Origin of the sequence: Streptomyces sp. NPDC057565 (assembly GCF_042801455.1) — a bacterium.
GTDB classification, from domain to species: Bacteria; Actinomycetota; Actinomycetes; order Streptomycetales; family Streptomycetaceae; genus Streptomyces; species Streptomyces yanii.
Genome location: NZ_JBHVFU010000007.1, coordinates 38,564 through 64,223 on the forward strand (window position 1 = coordinate 38,564; position 25,660 = coordinate 64,223).

The following is a 25,660-nucleotide window of genomic DNA, read 5'->3' on the forward strand; positions in this document are numbered from 1 at the left end:
CGTGCGGGCGTGACGTGACGCCACGCCCGCACGGCAAGCGCATCAGTACGGCTGCACCAGCACATGTGCCGCACCCGGGATGCCGACCTTCAGCAGCTCGTCCTCCTCGGGCGTCGTCGCGGCGCCCGTCTCCTGCTTGAGCACGGCACGCGACATGGACTGCACCCACATGGCCCGGGGTCGGCGGCGCGCCTCCCAGGCGGCGAGGGCGGCTGGCACATCGGCCTCGCCGTCCAGGGACTCGGCGAGCACGGTCATGTCCTTGACAGCCATCGCCGCGCCCTGCGCGATGTGCGGAGTGCCGGCGTGCGCGGCGTCACCGGCCAGGACCACCCGGCCGACGTGCCACGGCTCCTCGACCGTCACCTAGGAGATCCGTGAATACACCACGGAGGACGGGTCGGTGACCGTGGCGAGCGCCTCGGCGACCGGTCCGGAGAACGCGGAGAGCCGCTCCGTGAGCTGCTCGTGCGCGCGCTCCGGGTCCGGCCGGAAGTCCGCCGCCCCGGCGAACACCGCCCCCAGGTACATCAGTTCGTCAGGGATCGGGGTGAGCAGCGCCATGGCGTCCTTGCCCGCGGCGCCCATCACCACACCCTGCACCTGCGGCTGACGGGGCACCGTCACCCGCCAGTTGTCGAATCCGGTGTACTCGGGGGGTGTAGCGGTCGCCGTACAGCCGCGTCCGCAGCGGCGAGCCGATTCCGCGCTCCCCGGCAACACCCCTCCTGCGATCACTGCGGGGCTGCGGCGACCCCGAGCGAACCGAGTGGGGGCGGTCGGCGCGGCGCGCCGTACGGGTGAAGTGCGACCGGGGATATATCTGTAATTGGTGCCCTTCGCCCGTCATGTCGCGCAGCGGCCCCGGACGCCCTCCGGGACCCTGTGACCACGCTCATCGTCTGCCACTTCGTTCTCGCCGCGTGCGCGCGCCCGCTGGTGCGGCGACTGGGCAGCCGCGCCTTCGTCGTCCTCGCGCTGCCGCCCGCCGCCGCCACGGTGTGGGCGGCCGCACAGTGGAACACCGCCGCGTCCGGCGGGTCCGTCACCTCGTCGTGGCCGTGGATGCCGGCGTATGACGTCTCCGTCGACCTGCGCCTGGACGCGCTCGGCGAACTCATGGTGTTCCTCGCGGCCGGGGTCGGCGCGCTCGTCCTGCTGTACTGCGCCTCGTACTTCTCCGACGACACCCCGCAGCTCCCCGCGTTCGCCGGAAACCTGCTCGCCTTCGCCGGCGCCATGCTCGCTCTGGTCCTCGCCGACGACCTGATCTCCCTCTATGTGTTCTGGGAACTGACCACGCTCTTCTCCTTTCTGCTGATCGGGCACAGCAGCGAGCTCAAGCACAGCCGCCGGTCCGCGCTCCAGGCCCTCACCGTGACCACGCTCGGCGGTCTCGCCATGTTTGTGGGCTTCCTGATCCTCGGTCAGGCGGCCGGCACCTACCGGATCTCCACGATCGTCGCCGACCCGCCGGGCACCGGCCTCGCCGTCCAGGTGGCCGTGGCGCTGATCCTGTGCGGGGCGCTGTCGAAGTCGGCGATCTGGCCGTTCAGCCTCTGGCTGCCGAACGCCATGGCCGCGCCCACCCCCGTCAGCGCCTATCTGCACGCCGCGGCCATGGTCAAGGCCGGCGTCTACCTGGTGGCCCGGCTCGCCCCCGGCTTCGCCGACGTCCCCGTCTGGCGGCCCGTCGTCATGGTGCTCGGCTGCGCGACCATGCTGCTCGGCGGCTGGCGGGCGCTGCGACTGAACGACCTCAAACTCGTCCTCGCCTACGGCACCGTCAGTCAGCTCGGCTTCCTGACCGTGCTCGCCGGGGTGGGCAACCGGGACGCGGCGCTCGCCGCGGCCGTCATGATCCTGGGTCACGCCCTGTTCAAGGCGCCGCTGTTCCTCGTCACCGGCATCGTCGACCATGCGGCGGGTACCCGTGACCTGCGCAGGCTCTCCGGCGTGGGCAGGACGCTGCCGCACGTGTGCGCGGTCGCGGTGCTCGCCGCCGCGTCCATGGCCGCGCTGCCCCCGATGCTCGGCTTCGCCGCGAAGGAGGCCGCGTTCGACGCGCTGCTGCACGGCGACAGCGCGGACCGCTGGGCGCTCGGCGTCACCGTCGCGGGATCCGCGCTGACGGTCGCGTACACCCTGCGGTTCGTCTGGGGCGCGTTCGCCCGCAAGCCCGGGGTCGACTCCACTCCGGTGCACCGGGTCGGCTGGGCGTTCCTCGGGCCGCCCGGCCTGCTGGCCCTCTGCGGTCTGGTGCTCGGACCGGGCGTCGGCTGGACGTACGGGCTGCTCAGTGCGTACGCGGACACGTTCCCCGTACCCGCGCATCCGTACCACCTCGCGCTCTGGCACGGATTCGGTACGGCCCTGCTGCTCTCGGCCGTCGCCGTGGCGGGCGGTGCGGTGCTCTTCGCGGGGCAGGCCACGGTGACCCGGCTCTCCCGGCGGATCGCCTGGCCGACCGCCGACCGGGTCTTCGGACGTCTGCTGCTCGGCCTGGAACGGATCTCGCTCGAGGTCACCGGCTTCGTCCAGCGCGGCTCGCTCTCCGTCTACCTCGCCACCACGCTGCTCGTGATGCTCGTCGGGCAGCTCGCCGTGCTCGGGGTGGACCGGCCCTGGCACGGTGCTTCGGCGCCACGCATCTGGGACGTACCGCTGCAAGGGGCGGCGGCGGCGCTGACCTGCGCGTCCGCGCTGCTCTGTCTCACCGTCAGCCGCCGCATGAAGGCCGTGGTGCTGGCGGGACTGACGGGGTACGGGACCGCGTTGCTCTTCGTCGTCCAGGGCGGCCCGGACCTGGCGCTCACCCAGTTCTGCGTCGAGACCGTGTCGATGATCGTGTTCGTGCTGGTGCTGCGGCGGATGCCGGTGCGCTTCCAGGAGTCGGTCAGTACGTGGCGGCGCGCCGTACGCATCCCGGTGGCGCTGGCCGCGGCGGCGACCCTCGGCGTGGTGGTGTGGGTCGCGGCAGCCGCACGCACCGCGGACCCCGCCGGGGCGGCCATGGTCGAGGAGACCGCGCACCACGGGCTCAAGGACGTCGTCGCCACCATCCTGGTCGACCTGCGGGCCTGGGACACGATGGGGGAGTCCGCCGTGCTCGCCGCCGCGGCGATCGGCGTGACGAGCCTGCTCTATCTGCACCGCCGCGCGGACGGATCCGGGCTGCGCGAGGACGTACCCAGGCGTACGGCCTGGTCGCTGACGGCGCCGGAACTGACCGGGGTGCTGCGGGGCGACGAAGGGGCGCCGGAGCGGTCCTGGCTCGCGGCGGGGGCCACGCTCGCCCCCGAACACCGGTCCGTCGTCTTCGAGGTCGTGGCCCGACTGCTGTTCCACCCGGTCCTGGTGCTCTCCGTCTATCTGCTGTTCTGCGCCGAGAACATGCCGGGCGGCGGGTTCGTCGCCGGACTCGTCGCCGGACTCGCCCTGATCACCCGCTACTTGGCCGGCGGCCGCTTCGAACTCGCCGAAGCCGCACCGTTGCAGCCCGGACTCTTCACCGGCCTCGGGCTGTTCCTCTCCACCGGCGTGGCGCTGCTCGGCCTCGTCGAGGGCACGGTCCTGCACGCGTGGACCTACTACGGCAGACTGCCCGTGATCGGCGCGTACCACCTGGCCACGCCCGTACTCTTCGACTTCGGCGTCTACCTGCTGGTCCTGGGCGTGGTGCTGGACATCGTGCGCGCTCTCGGCGCCAAGATCGACCGGCAGATCGAGCGGGCCGCCGCGGAGAAAGCGGCCGCCGCGGCGGGAACGGGACCGGAGCCCGAGGCGGGAGGTGCGGTCCGGTGACGGTCAGCGCCTCGCTCCTCGCCACGGCCGCCGTGCTCTGCGCCGTCGGCGGTATCCTCATGCTCACCCGCCCCCTCACCCGGATCCTGCTCGGCGCGGTGATCGCGGGCAACGGGATCAACCTGCTCGTCCTCTCCGCCACCGGAAGGGCGGGGCGGGAACCCCTCCTGTACGGCGTCCCGCTCCACCAGGTCACCGACCCGCTGCCGCAGGCCATCGCCCTCACCGCGATCGTCATCACCCTCGCCACCACGGCATTCCTTCTCGCGATGGCCTACCGCAGCCACCAGCTGACCGGTACCGACGAGGTCCACGACGACCTGGAGGACCGGCGCATCGCGCTGCGCGCCGAGGTGTTGGGGGAGCGGGACGAACTGCGCGAGCAGTACCGGTCCGTGTCCGAGCGCACACCGGAGGAACGCGCCCGCTACCGGGAGGAGCGGAGGCGCCTCCGGGCCCGGCTGCGCGCCGACCGCGCCCTCCAGGCCCGCGGCCGCGACGCCACCGGAGACCTCTGGCACGACGTGCTGGGCGCGGACCCCGAGGACTACGCCACGAAACGGAACACCGGAACGGACGCCGACCGAGGAGACACCGGGTGAACGCACTCGTCCCACTGCCGGTGCTGCTGCCGCTCTGCGCCACCGGCCTGAGTCTCGCCTTCGGCACGCGGCTCAAACAGTTCCAGCGCTTCATCAGCGTCGTCGTGCTCACCGCCGTGCTCGCGCTCGCCGTCGCCCTGATGATCTCCGCCGACATCCGGGGCCCGCTCAGCGTCGATCTCGGCGACTTCGCCCCGCCGCTCGGCATCACGCTGGTCGCCGACCGGCTGTCCGGACTGATGCTGACCGTCTCCTCGGCCATCACCCTCTGCGTTCTGGTCTACTCCATCGGCCAGGGCATGGCCGACCGGGACGAAGAGACACCCGTGGCGGTCTTCCACCCCGCGTATCTGATCCTCGTCGCCGGGGTCTCCTGCACGTTCCTCGCCGGAGACCTCGTCAACCTGTATGTCGGCTTCGAGATCATGCTGGTGGCCAGCTTCGTCCTGCTCACCCTCGGCGGAACCGGCCCTCGCGTCCGGGCCGGTTCCACGTACGTGATCATCTCCCTCTTCTCGTCGATGCTGTTCCTCACGGCCATCGCCATGACGTACGCGGCCACCGGCACCGCCAACTTCGCCCAGCTGGCCGGGCGGCTCGGCGCACTCCCGCTCGGCGTACAGACGTCGATCCAGGCCATGCTGCTGACCGTCTTCGCCATCAAGGCCGCCGTGTTCCCGCTCGCCGCGTGGCTACCCGACTCGTACCCGACCGCACCCGCCCCCGTCACCGCCGTCTTCGCCGGCCTGCTCACCAAGGTCGGCATCTACTGCATGCTGCGAACGGAGACCCTGCTCTTCCCCGGCAACCGGCTCGGCGACCTGCTGATGGCGGCCGCACTCGCCTCGATGGTGATCGGCATCCTGGGAGCCGTCGCCCAGACCGACCTCAAGCGTCTGCTCTCCTTCACCCTCATCAGCCACATCGGTTACATGGTCTTCGGGATCGGTCTCGCCTCCCGCGACGCGTACGGCGGCGCGATCGTCTACGTCGCCCACCACATCACGGTCCAGACGACGCTGTTCCTCGTCGCCGGACTGATCGAGCGCCGCGGCGGCACCACCGAACTCACCCGGATCGGCGGACTCGCCAAGGCCGCCCCGCTGCTCGCCGCCCTCTTCTTCGTGCCCGCCATGAACCTCGCCGGGATCCCGCCGCTCTCCGGCTTCATCGGCAAGCTCGGACTGATGCGGGCCGGTGTCGCCGACGGGAGCGTCTGGGCCTGGATCCTCGTCATCGGCTCCGCGGTGACCAGCCTCCTGACCCTGTACGTGATGGCCAAGGTCTGGAACCTGGCGTTCTGGCGGGCCGCGCCACCCGGCCAGGCGGCGGACGGCACGGTCCTGGAGTCCGACGACGAGGACGACAACGACGAGGACGCCGACGAGGGCCCGGACCGCATCCCCGGCACCGGCGACGAACCGGTCTTCCCCCGGCACCAGCCCGCCGGCCGCGCGGTGGCCGCCACCCTCCACGGCCATGCCGTCACCACCACGACGAAACTGCCGCGTCTGATGACCGGTGCCACCGCGGCGGCCGTCGCCCTCGGCCTCTTCTTCACCGTGCTCGCCGGACCGTTGACCTCCTACACCGACCGCGCGGCCGCCGAGCTCCTCGCTCGCACCCCCTACACCGAGGCGGTGCTCGGCCGGTGAAACGCTGGATCATCCTGCCCAACCGGAACGCGGAACTGCCACCGCTCAGCTGCCAATTCGGCAGCCGTCGCCGGGTGCTCGACCTCCCGCTGATCGCCTGGCTCACCGCCATCTGGGTACTGCTCTGGTCAAGCCTGAACTGGGCCAATGTGCTGACGGGCGTGCTCGTCGCGGTGGCCGTCTGCCTGGCCTTCCCGCTGCCCCGCGTCGACCTGGGGCTCCGGCTGCACCCCTGGGGCATCGTGTTGCTCGTCGGCTATCTGCTCTACGACATGTACACCTCGGGCGTGAAGGTCACCCGGCAGATCTTCGTCGACCATCCGCACCGGGCCGCTGTCATCGCAGTACCGCTGCGCTGCCGCTCCGACCTGATGCTCGCGGCGACCGCCGTCGCCGTGTCGAACGTGCCCGGCGGATCGGTCGTCGAGGTGCGCCGCGCCACGGCCACCGTCTTCCTGCACGTCCTCGACGCCGACCGGCCCGCCACGCTCGATGCGGCCCGGCGCTCGGTCTGGCGGCTGGAGGAGCTGACCGTACGGGCATTCGGCACCCGCGACGAGATCGCCCGCGTCGCCGAGCCACCCCCGCCGATGCCACAGCTCCCTGCCGCAGGAATGACCTCATGAGCGGACCCGAGACCGTCGACCGGGCGCTCCTCACCGCCGCCGTCGTGCTGATCGTCATCGCCGGAGCGGGGCTCCTCACCCGTGTCTGGCGTGGCCCCTCGATGCTGGACCGGGCGATCTCGCTGGATGTCTGCGCGGCCCTCATCATCGCGGGGCTCGGCGCTAAGTCCGCCTTCGCCCGCGACCCCTTCTACTTCCCGATCATGCTGGTGCTCGCCTTCCTCGGGTTCACCGGATCGGTGGGCATCGCGCGCTTCATCGCCGTACGCGACCGGCCGAAGAAAACGCGACAGCAGAATGAAGGAGGCAAGTGAACCTCTGGCTCCAGATCGTCGACACGGCCGGCGCGGTCCTGGTCCTCATCGGGGCCGCCGTCTGTCTGCTCGGAGTGATCGGCATGCTGCGGCTGCCGGACGTCCTGTCGCGCAGCCACGCCGCGACGAAGCCGCAGAGCCTCGGCATGCTGCTGGTCCTCGCCGGGGTCGCGCTGCGACTGCGCAGCGGCATGGACCTCGCCACGCTCGCACTGATCGGGTTCTTCCAGATGATGACCGGACCGGTCGCCGCGCACCTGGTGGCGCGCTCCGCGTACCGGACCGGCCAGATCGACCACGGCGAGCTGCTCTTCGACGAACTCGACGCCCAGCTGACCGAGGAGAAATGACAGCTCCGGCGGGTCCCGGCCGGCGGGAGCGACACCTCGTACGGACGCGGCCCGCGCCGAGACCGTGCGCCCGCACGCCCCGGATCCGGCCGTCAGTAGGGGGAGCGTCGTACCGAGCTGCGGCCGGCGGCGGACAGCAGGGAACCGATCGCGATCCCGATGGCGAGACAGACGGCCGCCGAGCCGATCTTGGCGTCGATCGGGAGCGATGTGGTGAAGGGCAGCAACACCATGACGGCAGTGGCGAGGACGACGATGCAGACGAAGATCGGGCCCGGCTGCCGCGTCGCGAGGATCAGCAGATGAATCAGCGCCGTCCCCGCCAGCGCTGCCAGCGCGGCCCCGGCGGCCAGCAACCCCGTCGAGGTGTCGCCGATCGCTCCGTCGCCCTTCGGCGCGAAGAGAGGCACGCCCAGGACCCCACGGACGAGGAGCACCCCGACGACGGCGGTGAGCGCGGCGATGACGGCGGTCATGGCGCCGCCCGCCCACAGCCGCGCCGCGTCGACACGGAGCCGGGGCGGTTTCGGGCGGAGGTATCCGGTCTGCTGCTGCGGCTGCCCGTAGCTGTTCTGCGAATCCCATGTGTCCACGATCGGTTTTCTCCCCTCGGGGTACCCGGACCCCGATCGTGGACCGGGCGCCCGGAGCCCGCGAACGCACGGGGTCCGTGCGGGTGACGCACGTGAGGATCCCCTGACGTCCACGGGGCGCGGACCGATCGACAGGGGTGTAAGCAGAAGACATGCGCGTGCGGCACAGAGAGAACCGCCTCACCCCGTCCCGGCGGCTGAGCCAGGGCCTGCTGGCCGTGCCGATCGCCATCATCGCGACCGTCGCTCTGATCGACCTCAACAGCCCGGAGTCCATCCACCTCGGCCCGTTCCTCGTCACCGCGCCCGCGATCACCGCCTCCTTCGCCGGCCCCGGCCTGACGGCCGTCGTCGGAGCACTGGCCGTGGCGGCCCAGGTCGTCATAGCGGCTCTGCACGGCGGCGTCGGGACACCGAACCACGAGGCCCAGATCGCTGCCGTGGTCGTGATCTCCATCTTCCTGGTGGTCTTTCGCCATGCCCTCGACCGCCACGAGCACCAATTGGACCGGGTGCGTTCGGTGGCCGTCATCGCACAACAGGTCCTGCTGCACCCGCTGCCCCACCGGATCGGCCCATTGAGCATCGCGTCCGTGTACATCGCGGCCGAGGAGGAGGCACAGATCGGCGGTGACCTGTACGCCGCGGTGCCCGCCCCGGGCGGCACCCGCCTGGTGGTCGGCGACGTCCGCGGCAGCGGCCTGCCCGCCGTCGACGACGCCGCGGTGGTGGTGGGGGCGTTCCGCGGGGCGGCGTACGAGAACCTTTCGCTGCCCGGAGCCGTGGCGCACATCGCCAACGCCTCGTACTGGAACATGGCTCAGCTCGCCGAGACGGACCCGGAGTACGACGAATCGTTCGTGACGGCGCTGGTCCTGGACGTCAACGAGGACGACCACTGCGTCCGGCTGGTGAACTGCGGGCATCCCCCTCCGCTGCTGCTCCGCGACGGCCGGGTACAGACGCTGGAGGTCAGGGAGCCCGCGCTCCCGCTGGGGTTGGTCATCGTGTCGGCGAACGACTACGAGGTCGAGACCTTCGGCTTTCGCCCCGGCGATCTGCTGCTCCTCTACACCGACGGCGTCATCGAGGCACGCGACCACAGCGGCATCTTCTACCCGCTCGCCGACCGGCTCGCCACCTGGAAGGGCACCGGCCCCGACGCCCTCGTCGAGCATCTCCGGACCGATCTGCTGCGGCACGCCGGCGGGCACCTGGGCGACGACGCCGTCCTGATCGCGATCACGAAGGCGTCCGGCCCGGTCAGGGGAGCCGCAGCGAGTAGGTGATCCGCTCCAGGTGGTAGTAGTCGGCGACGCATGTGGCCGGCCAGACCTTCCGCCCGTGCTTACGGAACGGTTCCACCATGCCGCCGACCGACAGCGGCATGTACGGGAGAACCCGGTCGCCCTCCGCCGCATGCGCGCGCATCCACCGGTCCTGACGGTCCCACTTCACCGCCCGGACGCGCATGTCACGTTCGAGCTGACCCAGTGGGACGGCGAGCGCGAGGCACACGACGGCACACACCCCCGCACCGGCCGCCTGCACCGCACCGGTGCGCCGCACGCGCACACCCAGGGCGAGTCCCACCAGCGCACCGGCCCCGACGAGCACCGCGACGTACAGCAGCAGGTAGTCGTTCCAGACCCGCGAGGAGGTCATCACGCTCGCGCCGAAGGCGGGATACGCGACGACCGTGCAGAGATAGCCGGAGACCAGGAACGCGAGGACACCGGCGCAGGACAGCAGCGGCCAGCGCCCCGGCAGGACCACGCGCCGCCCACCGGGCCCCCTGATGAGCAGCCCCAGCAGGACCCCCGCCGCGACCGCCCCCAGATAGGCCCACGTGGTGAGGAGCGTTCCCAGGATGTGCCCGAAGCCGCGCAGGGACCCGAGAAGCGAGTCGGGCGCGAGGAAGGACACCCCGTCCGTGTCGAATCGCTCCCGCCGGATCCTCGCGCCCGGCGACGTGTAGAGCACCAGCGTCCCGGTCACGGTCCCCGCCATGCCCGCCAGGCACCACCGCCGCACACCGGCACGGAGCCGCCCGGCGAGTACCAGCAGAACGGCCGACAGGACAACGAGCACGACGACGGACGCCTCCTCCGACAGCGTCCCCATGCACAGACCCGCCACGAAAACGGCGACCAGCGCGCAGCGTCTCCCCCTGCGCGACCGGGCCCGGAGCAGCGGAACAGCCGCGGCACAGGCCAGAACCGGTGCCATGGTGTGCGAGACGGACGACGCGGGCCAGTAGAACGTCTTGTACGTGTTGGGTGTCGCGAACAGAAAGACGGCCGTCACCATCGACGCCACGAGCAAGGGGATTCCGCGTGGCGCCGTCAGACCGCCCCGGCGCAGCGCCGATACGGTCACCGCCCACAGGATCCCCAGCGTGACCACACCGCTGACCAGCCCGAACCACTGGTGCCCCGCGACGCCGAACGTCCCGTACGCCCAGACCAGAACGGCGTTCGCGATCCGTCCGTTGTCCCCGAGATAGAACTTCCCGACCATCCCGGGGAGCCCCTCGTCCCGCACGACGGGCAGAAAGCACCACTCGTCCGCCCCGGGCCGGACCCACCGCCCGTACCACGCCGCCGCCCCGAGCAGACCGAGTGGCAGGAGACAGAGCGCAGCCGGCCAGAGCGTCCTCCACGCCGGTACGGGACGGGCGTTCGCCGTCCTGCCGGGTGCTGTCCGTACCCGTTCGCGCGGCTGCTCCGGAAGGCCTGTCCGCGAGGCAACGGGGGCCGCCTCCCGCGCCGGGCCGGGGGCCGTCATCGTGCTTCTCGAACCGTGGTCATTGCCGCTATCTGATACGGGGAGGCGGGCGGCCCGGTCTCCGTACACGCAGAGCCGACGCACCTTCACTCGAATGGCGGACGCTGAAAGGTGAACAGGCCGACGCCCGCGTACGCGTACGCGGGCGAACTCCGGTATCGAGGACAGCAACAGGCAGACCGTCATGCCTGCACAGGACACAGCGATGAGGGAAGGTGCGGAGAAGCGCAGTGCGAGCGGTGTCACCAGGAATCGGCCCGCCGTCGTCATCAGTCGGTAGACGGACGTGGCGGTGGCCGTGACCCCCGCGCCGAAGTCGACTGTCTCCGGATGGGTGGGCTCCCGGCCGCCGACGCCCGGCTCGATGCGACATGAAGGACGTACAACACCGCAAAGGCGGCGAGTACGTGGCGGGTCACGGGAGTTCGCTCTCCGCGACAGGGGCGCTGCCGGGTTTGCGTACGACGACCACGCCGCGGGGCTCCAGAACGACTCGCGCCACCGGACCCGGGGTAGGGCTGCCGGCCGTTCCGGCGAGCAACTCACCGTGCAGCGCCTTCAGTTCCACCGGCTCGTCCGTGCGGTTGACCAGGAACCAGTACGCGGCGGTGCCGGAGCCGCGGACCACCAGCTCGACCCGGCCCCGTACCGCTTCCGGCAGTTCGCTGGACACATCCGCCTCCCCGAGCAGATGCGACAGGACGTCCGCAAGGCCCTCCACGCCCAGCCGGGTGGACACATGGGTGGCCGAGCCCCGGCCCACGCGGCGCCGGGTGAGGGCGGGTCGGCCGGCCAGGTCCCCCGTGCGGTAGGAGGACAGCACCTCGACGGCCGGGTCGGTGACGGTGATCCGGTCGGTCCACAGCGTTCCGGCACAGCCGTTGTCCAGTGCGACGCCCTGTCCGTCGGGCAGCGGCGCGAACTCCTCGATCCTGATGCCGAGCAGCTCGCGCAGCGCGCCCGGGTAACCCCCCAGCCAGACGTGGTCGTTCTCGTCGACGACACCCGAGAAGTAGGTGGTCACCAGGTGGCCACCTCCCTCGACGTAGTTCGTCAGCTCCTTGGCGAGGGTGCGCGGCACCATGTAGAGAGTCGGTGCGACCACCAGGTCGTAGCCGTCGAGTGCGGTGCCCCGGTGGATGACGTCGGCCCGCACCCCGAGGCCGAGGAACGCCGAGTACCAGTCGAGTGCCTCCTGCCGGTAGCGCAGCCGGGAAGTCGGGTGGGAGTCCAGCTCGGCGCCCCACCACGACTCCCAGTCGAAGAGGATCGCGGCGCGGGCGGGCAGCCGCGACGACCCGACGACCTCGCGCAGTTCGCCCAGCAGGCTGCCGAGACCGGCCGCGGCACGGAACACGTCGCTGTCGGCCCCGGCGTGCGGAACCATGGCCGAGTGGTACTTCTCGGCGCCCGCTGCCGACTGGCGCCACTGGAAGAAGCAGACCGCGTCCGCTCCGTGGGCCACATGGAGCAGCGAGTCGCGGGCCAGCGCACCGTCCCGCTTGGCGGCGTTGACGTCCTGCCAGTTGACGGCGCTGGTGGAGTGCTCCATCAGGAACCACGGGTGTCCGCCCGCGATGTTGCCGGTGAGGTTGGCGGAGAAGGACAGTTCGTCCAGGCCCTGCGGTCCCGGGTGGAGGTAGTGGTCGTTGGAGACGAAGTCCACCTCGGCGGCCCAGTCGGCGTAGTGCATGCCCTTGGTTTCGCCCATCACCATGAAGTTGGTGGTCACCGGCACGTCCGGGGTGATCCGGGACAGCAGGTCGCGTTCGGCCCGCAGATAGTCCTTGAGGGCGTCGGAGGAGAACCGTTTGAAGTCGATCTGCTGGGTCGGGTTGGGGTGCGAGGCGGCCAGCCTGGGCGGAAGAATCTGGTCCCAGTCGGAGTAGCGCTGCGACCAGAACGACGTGCCCCAGGCGAAGTTGAGCGCATCGAGGGTGCCGTACCGCGCGGTCAGCCAGGTCCTGAAGGCGCGGGCCGCGTCGTCGGAGTAGTCGTAGATGTTGTGGCAGCCCAGTTCGTTGGAGATGTGCCAGGCCGCCAGTGCGGGATGGCCGGCGTAGCGCTCGGCCATGGCGGCGGCCATCTTCAGTGCGTACTCCCGGAACACCGGCGACGTGGGCCGCCAGTGCTGGCGGGCACCTGGCCAGACGGTCTCGCCGACCTCGTTGACCGGCAGGATCTCCGGGTGCAGCGTGGTCAGCCACGGCGGTGGAGAAGCGGTCGCGGTGGCCAGGTCAACGGCTATGCCGCCCGCGTGCAGCAGGTCCATGATCTCGTCGAGCCACTCGAAGTCCCATACCTCCGGGCCCGGTTGGATGCGCGCCCAGGAGAAGATGGCCAGCGACACGATGTTGACACCCGCGTCGCGCATCAGCCGGATGTCTTCGTGCCACACCTCGCACGGCCACTGTTCCGGGTTGTAGTCGGCGCCGTACGCGAACCGCTGTGTGGGGGTGCCGGCCGGCCAGCGCAGCCAGCGGGGCGAGGGGGCGGGGGTCATCGTGCTCCTTGTGAGGATGGGGGTGGGCGGCGGGTGGCAGCTCGGCTGCCACCCGCCGCCGGTGCGGCCGACGTCACTTGCCGACGTTGAAGCCCTGTTCGGTGCCGTACGTGCGGGAGGCGTCCTGCCACTGGGTGAGCCCGTCGGCCAGCCGGGTGCCCGAGGAGTAGGCCTTGCCCACCTTGTCGTTGAAGATGGAGTTCGCGTACGCCTGGAACGGCAGGTACGACCAGTCGTCCGCGACGTTGGCCGCCGACTCGGCGAAGACCTTGTTGGCCTGCTGCCCGCCGAAGTAGTCGAACGTGGCGTCCAGGAACTCCTTGGACTTGAGGTCGGCCGTGGTGGCCGGGAACGCGCCGTTCTTGATGCGGGACTTCACACCGGCACCCGCGTTGGCGTACTCCAGGAATGCGTACGCGAGGTCCTTCTTGCCGCTCTTCTCGGGGATGGCCAGCGAACTGCCGCCGTTCTCGGCGCTCGCCGGGTCACCAGCCTTCCACTGGGGCAGCGGAGCGGCCCGCCAGGACCCGGCGGCGTCGGGGGCACCCGACACCAGGTTGGCCGGCATCCAGGCGCCGGTGGCAAGGGTGGCGATGGTGCCGTCCGACAGGCCCTTGTACCACTCGTCGCTCCAGCTGCTGACCGGTGCCAGCAGGTCGTCGTCGAGGAGCTTCTGCCAGGTCTTGGTGTAGGTGGTGGTCCCCGCGTCGGAGAAGTCGATGGACACGTCCGTACCCTTGACACCGTAGGGGCGTCCGCCGGCCTGCCAGATCAGACTGGTGGTGAAACCGGCGTCGCCGGTGTCGTTGGCGATGTAGGCGTGCGGATCGGCCTTGTGCAGCTTCCGGGCCGCTTCGACGTACTCGTCCCACGTGGTCGGCACCTTGATGTGGTGCTTGTCGAAGACGTCCTTGTTGTAGAAGAGCGCCATCGGGCCGGAGTCCATCGGCAGCGCGTAGACCTTGCCGCCGTCCTCGACCGCGTTCCACGGGCCGGGCGAGTAGCTGCTCGACAGCTTGCCCGCGCCGAGACCGGACAGGTCGGTGAGGGACTTGGCCAGCGAGAACTGACCCAGCGCGTAGTACTCGATCTGGGCGACGTCGGGCACGCCGGAGCCGGCCGAGATCGCGTTCTGGAGCGCCTTGTACTGGTCGTCGCCGGTGCCCGCGTTGACCAGCTTGATCTTGACCTTGGGGTGCTCGGCCTCGAAGTCCTTGGCCACCTGCTTCAGGGTGGGCTCCCACGCCCAGACCGTGATCGTGCCACCCTTTTCGAGCGCTGCCTGCGGGTCGCCCGCGCCGTCGGTGCCGGAGTCGGAGGAACCGCAGGCCGTCAGACCGAGTGCGAGCGTGAGCACGCAGGCCACTCCAGCGGCTCTCGCGGTACGGCGTGCTTTCTTGATCATCTGTGTTGTCTCACTTCGTTGTCGGTGAACAGCCGGGAACGAGAGGGAAATCGGTGGCGCGGTTCACTCCTTGACGCTTCCGGCGGCCAGTCCCGACTGCCAGTGCCGCTGGAGAAGCAGGAATGCGGCGATCAGCGGGACGATGGTGAGGAGCGATCCGGTGATTACGAGGTTGAAGACGGGTTCACCGCCCGCGGTGGACGCCTGGTCGTTCCAGGAGCTCAGGCCCAGCGTGAGCGGGTACCAGTCCGGATCCTTGATCATGATCAGCGGCAGGAAGTAGTTGTTCCAGGTGGCGACCATGGTGAACAGGAGCACCGTGACGATGCCCGGGGCGAGCAGGGGGAGGCTCACGGTGAAGAAGGTGCGCAGCTCGCTCGCACCGTCGATGCGCGCAGCCTCCAGCAGCTCCACGGGGATCGCGTCGGCGGCGAAGACCCACATGAGATAGAGGCCGAACGGGGAGATCAGCGAGGGGATGATCACCGCCCAGGGCGTATTGGTCAGCCCCATCTGACTGAACATCAGGAACGTCGGTACGGCCAGCGCCGTGCCGGGGACCGCCACCGCACCGATGACCACGGCGAAGATCGCACGCTTGCCCGGGAAGTCGAACTTGGCGAGTGCGTAGCCGCCGAGCACGGCGAGGAACGTCGCTCCACCCGCGCCCGCCACCACGTAGAGCAGTGTGTTCAGCAGCCACCGTACGAAGACGCCGTCGTCGTACGTCAAGGTGTCGCCGATATTGCTCCACAGCGCGAAATCGTCGTCGAACCACAGGCCGAACGAATGGAGCAGTCCCTGCTGGGTCTTGGTGGCATTGATGGCGAGCCAGACGAGCGGCACCAGTGCGTAGACCAGCATCAGGCCGGTGAGCACGGTGAGCAGGACGCTGCGCCGGGGCCGTCTGCCCATGGACTTCGCGTGCGGCGTGCGCAACGCGGAGGCCCGGCGCGGGCGGAGGCCCTCCGGCAGAGGGGCGGCGGTCGGTGCGGAGGCTCCCATCGTCACGCTTCCTTTCGCATGCCGCGCAGTTGCACGGCGTAGGCGATGATCATGGTGAAGATGCCCATGAGAATCGCCACCGTGGCCGCGTAGTTGTGCTGCTGGCCGGAGAAGGCCAGCGAGTAGGTGTAGAAGTTGGGCGTGAAGTACGTGGTGATCGCGTTGGGCGCCAGGTTCTGCAGGATGCTCGGCTCGTTGAACAGCTGGAAGCTGCCGATGATCGAGAAAATGGTGGCGACGACCAGGGCGCCGCGGATGGCGGGAAGCTTGATCGCGGTGATGACCCGAAGCTGTCCGGCGCCGTCGATCTCCGCGGCCTCGTACAGCGAATGCGGGATCACCCGTAGCGCGGCGTAGAAGATCAGCATGTTGTAGCCCATGAACTCCCAGGTCACGATGTTGCCGATGGAGGCGAGGATCAGACCGGGGGAGAGCGGGTCGGGCAGCGAGACACCGAACGTGTCGTTGATGTTGCCGACCAGCCCGAAGCGCGTGCCGTACATGAACGCCCACATCAGGGAGGCGACCACGGCGGGCACGGCGTACGGGAGGAAGATCGCGACACGGAAGAAGTTCCTGCCGTGCAGCCGCCCGCTGTCCACGGCCAGGGCGACGAGCAGCGCGAGCCCCAGCATGACCGGCACCTGAATCAGCAGGAAGAGGCTCACCCGGCCGAGGGCCGACCAGAACTGCGGGTCCTGCATCGCACGGCTGTAGTTGTCCAGGCCGACGAACGAGGTGCCGCCGACGAGCTGGGCGCGGAAGAGGCTCAGGTAGACCGAGTACGCGATCGGCGCCAGGAACACCAGGGCGAAGACCGCGACGAACGGTCCGACGAAACCCCAGCCGACCCATGCTCGCCTGCGGTGGGGCCCTCGGGGCGGCGGGGCTGGGCGGCCCGCCGTGGCAGGCGGTGACAGCGTCGTCATGCGGTTTCCTCGCTGGTCGTACCGGGGACCTGGAATCGGGCGGAAATAGGCGCAGATGTGCCAGGGCGAGCGGTGGAGGGGGGTGCGAGATGTTTACGTAAACATCGCGCGGTGAGATGCTTACACTCCTCTCGGAGGGCGTCAAGATTTACATCGATGTCACTTGACCCGCCGAAGACGAAACGTGAGGCCACGGGTGGACCAGATGATCGGCAGCGCAGGCGCGGGCGACCGGGCGGCGGCATCGGGCCCGGCCGACGGGGCACGTCGGCAGCGGCGGGTGTCCATGGCCGACGTCGCCCGGCGGGCCGGTGTGTCCTCGCAGACCGTCTCCCGGGTCTCCAACGGGCACCCCGGCGTCGTCGACACCACGCGACGCCAGGTCCTCGCCGCGATGAAGGAGCTCGGCTACCGGCCGAACAGCGCCGCCCGCGCCCTGAAACGGGGCGAGTTCCGCACGATCGGCATCATCACGTTCTCGCTCTCCACCACGGGCAACGTGCGCACCCTCGAAGCCATCGCGACCTCGGCGGCCCAGCACGGCTACGCCACCACCCTTCTCCCCGTGGCGATCCCCACCCAGGACGAGGTCCGCGGAGCCTTCACGCGCCTCGGCGAGCTGGCGGTGGACGCCATCATCGTGATCATGGAGGTTCATCTGCTCGACGCGGCCACCGTGTCACTGCCGCCCAACGTCGGGGTGGTGGTGGCGGACTCGGACGCCGGGGACCGCTACAGCGTCGTCGACACCGATCAGGCCGGCGGAGCCCGGGAGGCGGTACGGCATCTCCTCGACCTCGGCCATGAAACGGTCTGGCATCTGGCGGGCCCCGAGGAGTCGTTCGCCGCGCAGCGCCGGACCGACGCGTGGCGGGCCACGCTCCAGGAGGCCGGTCGGGACGTACCGGCACCGCTGCGCGGGGACTGGTCGGCGGAGTCGGGCTACCGGGCCGGACTCCGCCTCGCCCAGGAGCCGGACTGCACGGCGATCTTCGCGGCCAACGACCAGATGGCGCTGGGGGTGTTGCGGGCGCTGCACGAGTCCGGACGGACCGTACCCGACCAGGTCAGCGTCGTCGGGTTCGACGACATTCCGGACTCCGGCTCGTTCGTACCACCGCTGACGACGGTGCATCAGGACTTCGCCGAGGTGGGCAGACGCTGTGTCGAGGGCGCACTGCGGCAGATCGGATCGGACGCGGAAGAGCGGGGCACGACGTTGGTTCCGACCAGACTGGTGATCCGCCGGAGCACGGCGAAGCCCCCGGCGCCGGTCGGCTGACGCATCCGACGGCCGACGTCGCCGGAAACAACCTGGTGCGGCGCAAAGTCCCAGAGCGGTCCCACGGATGTCGCCGCGCCCGTTCCTGCCCGCACTCTTGCTGGTCAGGCTGGATGCGGCGACATATCCCGGTCCGGAATTCGCTGCAACCCGAGGGGATGCACCCTCAGATGCCATTGACCAGCAGGGAAGTGGTCGTTGCCAGTTGTCGTGGGCTGCCCTCATACGGCCCAGCGGCGGCCCGGGAACTTCGAGCCGGGACATCGCCCGTTTGAGAGACGCCGACCATCTCGATGCCTGGGAGACCCGTGGGGCTCACTCCGGCACCCGCCGTTGACCGCTGTTCCCCGCCCTACCCGGCACGCATCCGACACGCTCGCCGTGGACCAACAGGGGGAGCCCGTGTCAGCGGTTGGTCCCCTCGGAGATCTGCCGGGCCAGCTCGTCGACCACGTGCGGCACCATCGGGTGAGCCCCTTCTTCCTCCAGGGCGAGGACAAGGGCCTGCCGGACTGTTGAGTACGGCTGCCCCGTGTGCGTCGCTCGCGTACGGTCGACGCCTCGTTCCATCTTCTTCAGGAACGCCGACACCGCGGGCATGGCCTTCTCGTACTCGCTCGGGTCCGCAGTCATGGTCGGAGCCGACCAAATGGGCAGGCCTCCGTCAACCGCGCCAGAGCACCAAGGGCTGTCCCGTAATCCCTGGGGGACAGCCCTTGGCTTGGAAGATCGCGCAACTGGATGGGGGCTGACCTGCCGAGACTCTGACCTGCTCGTTCCGGGGGCGGTCGCTGTGGTTCCCCGTCGTTCCCCGTCCGGTACTGCTGGATCGGGCACGTGGAGGGCACGCACGGCTTGCTGTCGCGCCGGCAGTCCTGGCCTCTCGTCCGATGTCACATGCGCTGGAAACCGGCTGGCGGGTGCCGCACGGTCGCCATCGCGGTCGTAGAGGCACAGGATGGACATAACGAAGCTGGCAAGCGACTCAGCATCCGCCGGGACGCGGCAGTCGGAAGGAGGCACGACACCATGCCCCAGTTCATGGACGTCCACCACGGAATGAAGGGCCTCACGGCCGACCAGCTGAAGGAAACCCACAAGGCCGACCTGGCCATCGAGAAGGAGGAAGGCGTCCACTTCGAGAAGGCCTGGGCGGACCCGGAGTCTGGAACTGTCTACTGCCTCTCTGAGGCCCCCTCGGCTGAAGCGGTCCAGCGCATTCACGAACGCGCTGGTCACCGGGCCGACGAGATCCACCCAGTCCCCCTGACCGTGTGAAAAAGCCCTCTGCCCGCAGCGGTTCGCGGAGTCGCGCGAGCACGGGATGCACGCGCTACGGCACTTCTACGCCCCCGTACTGCTGGACGCGGGGGAGAACGTCAAAGATCTGTCGGCATATCTCGGCCACGGCGATCCAGGCTTCACCCTGGGGACCTGCACCCACCTCATGCCGAACAGCCAGGCGCGGGCGAGGCGGGCCGTCGACAGCGTCTTCCGCGAGGGCGGAGACACCGACGACGGCCCACAGACGGCCCAGGAGGCAGAAAAGGCGTCCTGACCTGCGGCTGAATCAAATGTCGCGGAAGATCTCGATCTGCGCGCCCACCGAGTTGAGCCGTTCCGCCAGCTCCTCGTAGCCGCGGTTGATCACATACACATTGCGCAGTACGGAGGTCCCCTCGGCCGCCATCATCGCGAGCAGTACGACCACGGCGGGCCGCAGCGCCGGCGGGCACATCATCTCGGCCGCGCGCCACCGGGTGGGGCCCTCGACCAGGACCCGGTGCGGGTCCAGGAGCTGGAGCCGGCCGCCCAGGCGGTTGAGGTCCGTCAGGTAGATCGCGCGGTTGTCGTAGACCCAGTCGTGGATGAGCGTCTTGCCCTGCGCCGAGGCGGCGATGGCCGCGAAGAACGGCACGTTGTCGATGTTGAGTCCGGGGAACGGCATCGGGTGGATCTTGTCGATCGGGGCCTCCAGCTTGGAGGGCCGGACCGTCAGATCGACCAGCCGGGTACGGCCGTTGTCCGCCGGGTACTCCGTCGTGCGGTCGCAGTCGACGCCCATCTCCTCCAGCACCGCGAGCTCGATCTCCAGGAACTCGATCGGTACCCGGCGGATCGTCAGCTCGGACTCCGTCACCACGGCGGCGGCGAGCAGACTCATCGCCTCGACCGGGTCCTCGGAGGGGGAGTAGTCGACATCCACATCTATGTGCGGGACACCGTGCACGGTCAGCGTCGTCGTACCGACGCCGTCGACCCGTACGCCCAGCGCCTCCAGGAAGAAGCACAGGTCCTGGACCATGTAGTTGGACGAGGCGTTGCGGATGACGGTCGTGCCGTCGTGGCGGGCGGCGGCCAGCAGCGCGTTCTCCGTCACCGTGTCGCCGCGCTCGGTCAGCACGATGGGCCTGTCCGGGGTCACCGAGTGGTCTATCCGGGCGTGGTAGAGACCCTCGGTCGCGGCTATCTCCAGGCCGAACCGGCGCAGCGCGATCATGTGCGGCTCGATGGTCCGGGTGCCGAGGTCGCAGCCGCCCGCGTACGGCAGCTTGAACTGGTCCATGCGGTGCAGCAGCGGGCCGAGGAACATGATGATGGACCGGGTCCGCCGGGCGGCGTCCGCGTCGATGGCGGCCATGTCGAGCCGGGCCGGCGGGACGATCTCCAGATCGGTGCCGTCGTTGATCCATCGGGTGCGCACACCGATGGAGTTCAGCACTTCGAGGAGGCGGTAGACCTCTTCGATCCGGGCGACCCGGCGCAGTACCGTACGGCCCTTGTTGAGCAGCGAGCCGCAGAGCAGGGCCACGCAGGCGTTCTTGCTGGTTTTGACATCGATCGAGCCGGAGAGCCGACGCCCGCCGACGACCCGCAGATGCATCGGTCCGGCATAGCCGAGCGACACGATCTCACTGTCGAGTGCTTCACCGATACGGGCAATCATCTCAAGGCTGATGTTCTGATTGCCGCGCTCGATGCGGTTCACGGCGCTCTGGCTGGTGGCGAGCGCCTCCGCGAGCTGGCTCTGAGTCCAGCCCCGGTGCTGACGCGCGTCACGTATGAGCTTGCCGATGCGTACGAGGTAGTCGTCTGACATGGCGCCAGGTTATCTCAGATATGAGATGAAGATCGGATGGGGGTGTGGCATTCGGGTGATGGGTGTGGTGAGAGCAGGTGAGGAGGGGAAGTGTGGGGGATGGTGGGGGAGGTGGGCGGTGACGGTTGCCGCGCCGGCCCCGTTTCCGATTCCGGGTGCCTGCCGGCCGTTCCCATCGTCCGCCCGGTGCGGCGGTCCGGCACGCGGGGTGCGTCCGTGCGGGTGGCGCCGGAGCGCGCCGCGCGCATCCGTGCGAGTGCCACACCGCGGACAGCGCGATCCTGCCGTGGCGCGGCGGGTCTCGCCGAGTCGGTGCGCCCCGGCGGGGCGAGCTTTTGTGTTCGCGTCTCGTCCGCCGCGGCAGCGGGATCGCCGATGCTGTGGCGCGCGACTGCGTCGTGGCGCCCTGGCGTGACAGCGGTCGGGCGCAGCGTGTCCGGCGTCCTGCTCCCGCCCCTGCGGGCGTCGGCACCGTGGCCCGGCGCCCGGGTGATGTGCCGGGCAGGAACGGTCGGCTTCCATGACACCGAAAACAACGACTGCCACCGCGTCCTCGAATGAGCCGAAGGCGGCACGCTCGTCTCCGTATTCAAAGAAGTAATAAATACCTGCGGACACGCAGCGGCGCCGAGTATCGGGATGCCTTGCGCCCGCAACACTGTGATGTCCACTCATTCGCGACGTGGAAGGTGCTCACTCCGGGAGAGCGAGGCGCCGATCGGCCGACCAGGAGTGATTGACATTGGAAAAGTCTGAATTGCTTACCGACGTGAACGCCGGCATCGATCGCTCCGTGATGAAGAAGCTGCCGGAGGTCACCCTGGCCTTCTGGATCATGAAGATCGCCGCGACGACGCTCGGTGAGACGGCCGGCGATCTGTTCGCCCAGACCCTCGGACTCGGCTACTTCCTCACCACGGTCGCGCTGTTCCTGATCTTCGTCGTCACGCTGGTCGTGCAGCTGAGGTCCACCCACTACAACCCCTTTTTCTACTGGACCGTCATCCTGTCCACCAGCATGGCCGGCACCACGATGTCCGACTTCATGAACCGTGACGCCAGCGCCGCATACCTTTCCGGCGGGACCACGTCGCTGGGCTGGGGGCCGCAAGGCCTGGGGCTGGGGTACCCCACGGGAGCCGCGATCCTGATTTCGCTCCTGATTGCCGTCTTCGTCATCTGGAAATTCACCGGGCTGACGTTCTCCATCCGCGACATCGTCACTTTCCGCGGGGAGGCTCTCTTCTGGTCGGCGATTCTCGTCTCGAACACGCTCGGCACTTCCATGGGTGATTTCCTGTCCGACAGCTCCGGACTCGGCTATGCGGGTGGCGCGCTTCTCGTCACCGGGCTGCTCACGGTGCTTCTCGCGCTCATGCGGGTGCCTGTCGTGCCGAACGTCCTGCTGTTCTGGATCGCGTTCGTGCTCACGCGCCCGCTCGGGGCCACCGTCGGCGATTTCCTCACCAAGCCTGTCGCGAAGGGGGGTCTCGACCTCGGGACGGTGGGCTCGTCGCTCGCGCTCCTCGCGCTCCTCTTCGGCCTCGTGGCCCATGCCCGTGTGCAGGAGCGGAGGAGCGCCGTGCCGCGCAATGAGGTCCTGGCCGAGGACCCCTGAGTGCGGCCGGGAGCCGGGTCGGGCGGCTGCCGTGCGCTGCCGGGCGGACGACCGCCGCGCCGCAGCGCCGTGCCGAGGGGGTCCGTGTGGGAGCGGGCGGCATCCCACGGGCAGGTGGGCATGACCGTTCAGCGGTGATGTACTAGAGTTATCTCGACATCGAGATATCTGCCGAAGGTGCACCGCAGCCGCCGAACGGTAAGGGTTACCTAACTAAGCCTTACCTTAGCGGATGGTCGAGGAGCCGTAGGCGGCACCACGCGGCGCCCGCCGTAATGAGGCGCGGCGCGGTAGTACGCGCACATTGATGAAGGAGACTGTCGTGTCGGCGAACAGCTTCGACGCCCGCAGCACGCTGCGCGTGGGCGACGAGTCGTACGAGATCTTCAAGCTGGACAAGGTCGAGGGCTCCGCGCGCCTCCCTTACAGCCTGAAGGTGCTGCTGGAGAACCTGCTCCGCACCGAGGACGGCGCGAACATCACCGCCGACCACATCCGGGCGCTGGGTGGCTGGGACTCCCAGGCCCAGCCCAGCCAGGAGATCCAGTTCACGCCGGCCCGCGTGATCATGCAGGACTTCACCGGTGTTCCGTGTGTCGTGGACCTCGCCACCATGCGTGAGGCCGTGAAGGAGCTCGGCGGCGACCCGGCGAAGATCAACCCCCTCGCGCCGGCCGAGCTGGTCATCGACCACTCCGTCATCGCGGACAAGTTCGGCACCAACGACGCGTTCGCGCAGAACGTCGAGCTGGAGTACGGCCGCAACAAGGAGCGCTACCAGTTCCTGCGCTGGGGCCAGACCGCCTTCGACGAGTTCAAGGTCGTCCCCCCGGGCACCGGCATCGTCCACCAGGTCAACATCGAGCACCTGGCCCGTACGGTCATGGTCCGTAACGGCCAGGCGTACCCCGACACCCTCGTCGGCACCGACTCGCACACCACCATGGTCAACGGCCTCGGCGTGCTGGGCTGGGGCGTCGGCGGCATCGAGGCCGAGGCCGCGATGCTCGGCCAGCCGGTCTCCATGCTCATCCCGCGCGTCGTCGGCTTCAAGCTGACCGGCGAGCTGAAGCCCGGCACCACCGCCACCGACCTCGTGCTGACCATCACCGAGATGCTCCGCAAGCACGGCGTCGTCGGCAAGTTCGTCGAGTTCTACGGTGAGGGCGTCGCCGCCACCTCCCTCGCGAACCGCGCCACCATCGGCAACATGTCGCCGGAGTTCGGCTCCACCGCCGCGATCTTCCCGATCGACGACGAGACGCTGAAGTACCTGCGCCTGACCGGCCGTGACGAGCAGCAGGTCGCGCTCGTCGAGGCGTACGCCAAGGAGCAGGGCCTCTGGCTCGACCCGGCCGCGGAGCCGGACTTCTCCGAGAAGCTGGAGCTCGACCTCGCCACGGTCGTCCCCTCCATCGCCGGCCCGAAGCGCCCGCAGGACCGCATCGTCCTCGCCAACGCCTCGCAGCAGTTCGCGCAGGACGTCCGCAACTACGTCGCCGAGGACGAGGAGGCCGGCAAGGAGTCCTTCCCGGCGTCCGACGCCCCGGCCTCCATCAACGGTGTGCCGTCGCGTCCGACCACGGTCACGGCCCCCGACGGAACGACGTACGAGATCGACCACGGCGCCGTCACCGTCGCCGCGATCACGTCCTGCACCAACACCTCGAACCCGTACGTCATGGTCGCCGCGGCGCTCGTGGCCAAGAAGGCGGTCGAGAAGGGCCTGACCCGCAAGCCGTGGGTCAAGACCACGCTCGCCCCGGGTTCCAAGGTCGTCACCGACTACTTCGACAAGGCGGGCCTGACCCCGTACCTCGACAAGGTCGGCTTCAACCTCGTCGGCTACGGCTGCACCACCTGCATCGGCAACTCCGGCCCGCTGCCGGAGGAGGTCTCCAAGGCGGTCAACGAGCACGACCTGGCCGTGACCTCGGTGCTCTCCGGCAACCGTAACTTCGAGGGCCGGATCAACCCCGACGTCAAGATGAACTACCTGGCGTCCCCGCCGCTGGTCGTCGCGTACGCCATCGCCGGTTCGATGAAGGTCGACATCACCAAGGACGCCCTGGGCATCGACCAGGACGGCAAGCCGGTCTACCTCGCGGACATCTGGCCCACCGAGGCCGAGGTCAACGACGTCGTCGCCAACTCCATCGGCGAGGACATGTTCAACAAGTCCTACCAGGACGTCTTCGCGGGCGACGCCCAGTGGCAGGCGCTGCCGATCCCGACCGGCAACACCTTCGAATGGGACCCGCAGTCCACCTACGTGCGCAAGCCCCCTTACTTCGAGGGCATGACGATGGAGACCACCCCGGTCTCCGACATCACCGGCGCCCGCGTGCTGGCGAAGCTGGGCGACTCGGTCACGACCGACCACATCTCCCCGGCCGGTGCGATCAAGGCCGACACCCCGGCCGGCAAGTACCTGACGGAGCACGGCGTCGAGCGCCGCGACTTCAACTCGTACGGCTCGCGCCGCGGTAACCACGAGGTCATGATTCGCGGCACGTTCGCGAACATCCGCCTGCGCAACCAGATCGCCCCGGGCACCGAGGGTGGCTACACCCGCGACTTCACCCAGGCCGACGCGCCGGTGTCGTTCATCTACGACGCCTCGCAGAACTACCAGGCCGCCGGCACCCCGCTGGTCATCCTGGCGGGCAAGGAGTACGGCTCCGGCTCGTCCCGCGACTGGGCCGCCAAGGGCACCGCGCTCCTCGGTGTCAAGGCCGTCATCGCCGAGTCGTACGAGCGCATCCACCGCTCGAACCTCATCGGCATGGGCGTCCTCCCGCTCCAGTTCCCGGAGGGCGCGACCGCCGAGGCCCTCGGCCTCACCGGCGAGGAGACCTTCTCCTTCACCGGCGTGACCGAGCTGAACAACGGCACCACGCCGCGCACGGTGAAGGTCTCCACCGACACCGGTGTGGAGTTCGACGCGGTCGTCCGCATCGACACTCCCGGTGAGGCGGACTACTACCGCAACGGCGGCATCATGCAGTACGTGCTCCGCAGCCTGATCCGCAAGTAAGGTCCGGCAGCAGCAGGAAGGGCCGCATCCCGGTGACGGGGTGCGGCCCT

Annotated in this window: 20 protein-coding genes and 2 pseudogenes; 12 read left to right on the forward strand and 10 right to left on the reverse strand. The window is 69.5% G+C overall.

The genetic code is table 11. From position 1 onward, the window contains the following. Window positions 1-42 precede the first annotated feature (42 nt). Window positions 43-721: pseudogene (locus tag ACFU8W_RS16735) on the reverse strand (FAD-dependent monooxygenase); the annotation flags it as partial. Window positions 722-885: 164 nt separating this feature from the next. On the opposite strand from ACFU8W_RS16735, the gene ACFU8W_RS16740 reads away from it, so the two are divergent. Genes ACFU8W_RS16740 through mnhG form a run of 6 tightly spaced genes read left to right on the forward strand, consistent with a single transcriptional unit; the run spans window position 886 to window position 7,351 of the window. Further along, entirely contained in the window at window positions 886-3,804 is a 2,919-nt protein-coding gene (locus ACFU8W_RS16740) for a Na+/H+ antiporter subunit A (protein WP_384037244.1), read from the forward strand. After that, on the forward strand, window positions 3,801-4,406 hold the full coding sequence (locus ACFU8W_RS16745; protein WP_384037247.1) for a Na(+)/H(+) antiporter subunit C: 606 nt from the start codon (window positions 3,801-3,803) through the stop codon (window positions 4,404-4,406). Before ACFU8W_RS16740 ends, ACFU8W_RS16745 begins: the two co-directional genes overlap by 4 nt. Continuing rightward, window positions 4,403-6,061, forward strand: coding sequence for a Na+/H+ antiporter subunit D (locus tag ACFU8W_RS16750; RefSeq protein WP_384037250.1), 1,659 nt, complete (start codon window positions 4,403-4,405; stop codon window positions 6,059-6,061). Before ACFU8W_RS16745 ends, ACFU8W_RS16750 begins: the two co-directional genes overlap by 4 nt. Next, window positions 6,058-6,687, forward strand: coding sequence for a Na+/H+ antiporter subunit E (locus ACFU8W_RS16755; RefSeq protein ID WP_384037252.1), 630 nt, complete (start codon window positions 6,058-6,060; stop codon window positions 6,685-6,687). The genes ACFU8W_RS16750 and ACFU8W_RS16755 overlap by 4 nt, the downstream gene beginning before the upstream one ends. Further along, the gene (locus tag ACFU8W_RS16760) at window positions 6,684-7,001 is read left to right on the forward strand and encodes a monovalent cation/H+ antiporter complex subunit F (RefSeq protein ID WP_345514122.1); all 318 of its coding nucleotides are present in this window, start codon (window positions 6,684-6,686) and stop codon (window positions 6,999-7,001) included. The genes ACFU8W_RS16755 and ACFU8W_RS16760 overlap by 4 nt, the downstream gene beginning before the upstream one ends. Further along, the gene (gene mnhG, locus ACFU8W_RS16765) at window positions 6,998-7,351 is read left to right on the forward strand and encodes a monovalent cation/H(+) antiporter subunit G (protein WP_384037255.1); all 354 of its coding nucleotides are present in this window, start codon (window positions 6,998-7,000) and stop codon (window positions 7,349-7,351) included. The genes ACFU8W_RS16760 and mnhG overlap by 4 nt, the downstream gene beginning before the upstream one ends. A 92-nt stretch (window positions 7,352-7,443) precedes the next feature. Here mnhG and ACFU8W_RS16770 read toward each other — a convergent pair whose 3' ends face one another. Beyond that, window positions 7,444-7,944: a DUF6069 family protein gene (locus ACFU8W_RS16770; RefSeq protein WP_384037258.1), complete on the reverse strand. Its 501-nt coding sequence runs from the start codon at window positions 7,942-7,944 to the stop codon at window positions 7,444-7,446. 152 nt (window positions 7,945-8,096) lie between these two features. On the opposite strand from ACFU8W_RS16770, the gene ACFU8W_RS16775 reads away from it, so the two are divergent. Beyond that, window positions 8,097-9,233, forward strand: a complete 1,137-nt coding sequence (locus tag ACFU8W_RS16775) for a PP2C family protein-serine/threonine phosphatase (protein WP_384037261.1) — start codon at window positions 8,097-8,099, stop codon at window positions 9,231-9,233. On the opposite strand, the gene ACFU8W_RS16780 is transcribed toward ACFU8W_RS16775, so the two are convergent. The 6 genes and pseudogenes from ACFU8W_RS16780 to ACFU8W_RS16805 form a co-directional block, all read right to left on the reverse strand. Next, complete coding sequence (locus tag ACFU8W_RS16780) at window positions 9,208-10,731, reverse strand: DUF6056 family protein (RefSeq protein WP_384037264.1); 1,524 nt, start codon at window positions 10,729-10,731, stop codon at window positions 9,208-9,210. The genes ACFU8W_RS16775 and ACFU8W_RS16780 overlap by 26 nt on opposite strands. Window positions 10,732-10,844: 113 nt before the next feature. Further along, a pseudogene (locus ACFU8W_RS16785) lies at window positions 10,845-11,138 on the reverse strand (MFS transporter); the annotation flags it as partial. Window positions 11,139-11,146: 8 nt separating this feature from the next. Continuing rightward, on the reverse strand, window positions 11,147-13,234 hold the full coding sequence (locus tag ACFU8W_RS16790; RefSeq protein ID WP_384037266.1) for a beta-galactosidase: 2,088 nt from the start codon (window positions 13,232-13,234) through the stop codon (window positions 11,147-11,149). Window positions 13,235-13,307: 73 nt separating this feature from the next. Beyond that, window positions 13,308-14,639: an ABC transporter substrate-binding protein gene (locus tag ACFU8W_RS16795; protein ID WP_384037269.1), complete on the reverse strand. Its 1,332-nt coding sequence runs from the start codon at window positions 14,637-14,639 to the stop codon at window positions 13,308-13,310. Between the two features lie 63 nt (window positions 14,640-14,702). Continuing rightward, the gene (locus ACFU8W_RS16800) at window positions 14,703-15,644 is read right to left on the reverse strand and encodes a carbohydrate ABC transporter permease (RefSeq protein ID WP_384037272.1); all 942 of its coding nucleotides are present in this window, start codon (window positions 15,642-15,644) and stop codon (window positions 14,703-14,705) included. A gap of 2 nt (window positions 15,645-15,646) precedes the next feature. Next, window positions 15,647-16,573 carry a carbohydrate ABC transporter permease gene (locus tag ACFU8W_RS16805; protein WP_384037276.1) on the reverse strand — a complete coding sequence of 309 codons (927 nt, stop codon included), beginning with the start codon at window positions 16,571-16,573 and terminating at the stop codon, window positions 15,647-15,649. 286 nt (window positions 16,574-16,859) lie between these two features. Here ACFU8W_RS16805 and ACFU8W_RS16810 point away from each other — a divergent pair, with 286 nt between their 5' ends. Beyond that, window positions 16,860-17,855, forward strand: coding sequence for a LacI family DNA-binding transcriptional regulator (locus tag ACFU8W_RS16810; RefSeq protein WP_384037810.1), 996 nt, complete (start codon window positions 16,860-16,862; stop codon window positions 17,853-17,855). A gap of 405 nt (window positions 17,856-18,260) precedes the next feature. Here ACFU8W_RS16810 and ACFU8W_RS16815 read toward each other — a convergent pair whose 3' ends face one another. Next, a complete protein-coding gene (locus ACFU8W_RS16815) occupies window positions 18,261-18,488 on the reverse strand; it encodes a hypothetical protein (protein WP_345514115.1) in 228 nt (75 codons plus the stop codon). 396 nt (window positions 18,489-18,884) lie between these two features. Here ACFU8W_RS16815 and ACFU8W_RS16820 point away from each other — a divergent pair, with 396 nt between their 5' ends. Both ACFU8W_RS16820 and ACFU8W_RS16825 read left to right on the forward strand, forming a co-directional pair. After that, window positions 18,885-19,133 carry an SCO4226 family nickel-binding protein gene (locus tag ACFU8W_RS16820; RefSeq protein ID WP_266980349.1) on the forward strand — a complete coding sequence of 83 codons (249 nt, stop codon included), beginning with the start codon at window positions 18,885-18,887 and terminating at the stop codon, window positions 19,131-19,133. 46 nt (window positions 19,134-19,179) lie between these two features. After that, window positions 19,180-19,413, forward strand: coding sequence for an integrase (locus tag ACFU8W_RS16825; protein ID WP_384037281.1), 234 nt, complete (start codon window positions 19,180-19,182; stop codon window positions 19,411-19,413). Between the two features lie 12 nt (window positions 19,414-19,425). Here ACFU8W_RS16825 and ACFU8W_RS16830 read toward each other — a convergent pair whose 3' ends face one another. Beyond that, entirely contained in the window at window positions 19,426-20,955 is a 1,530-nt protein-coding gene (locus ACFU8W_RS16830; RefSeq protein WP_266980305.1) for a UDP-N-acetylglucosamine 1-carboxyvinyltransferase, read from the reverse strand. A 769-nt stretch (window positions 20,956-21,724) separates the two neighbouring features. Between ACFU8W_RS16830 and ACFU8W_RS16835 the strand changes: the two genes are divergently transcribed. Further along, on the forward strand, window positions 21,725-22,573 hold the full coding sequence (locus tag ACFU8W_RS16835) for a hypothetical protein (protein WP_345514113.1): 849 nt from the start codon (window positions 21,725-21,727) through the stop codon (window positions 22,571-22,573). Between the two features lie 322 nt (window positions 22,574-22,895). Continuing rightward, window positions 22,896-25,610 (forward strand): aconitate hydratase AcnA, encoded by a 2,715-nt coding sequence (gene acnA / locus ACFU8W_RS16840; protein ID WP_384037284.1) that lies wholly within the window; start codon window positions 22,896-22,898, stop codon window positions 25,608-25,610. The last annotated feature ends 50 nt before the right edge of the window (window positions 25,611-25,660 follow it).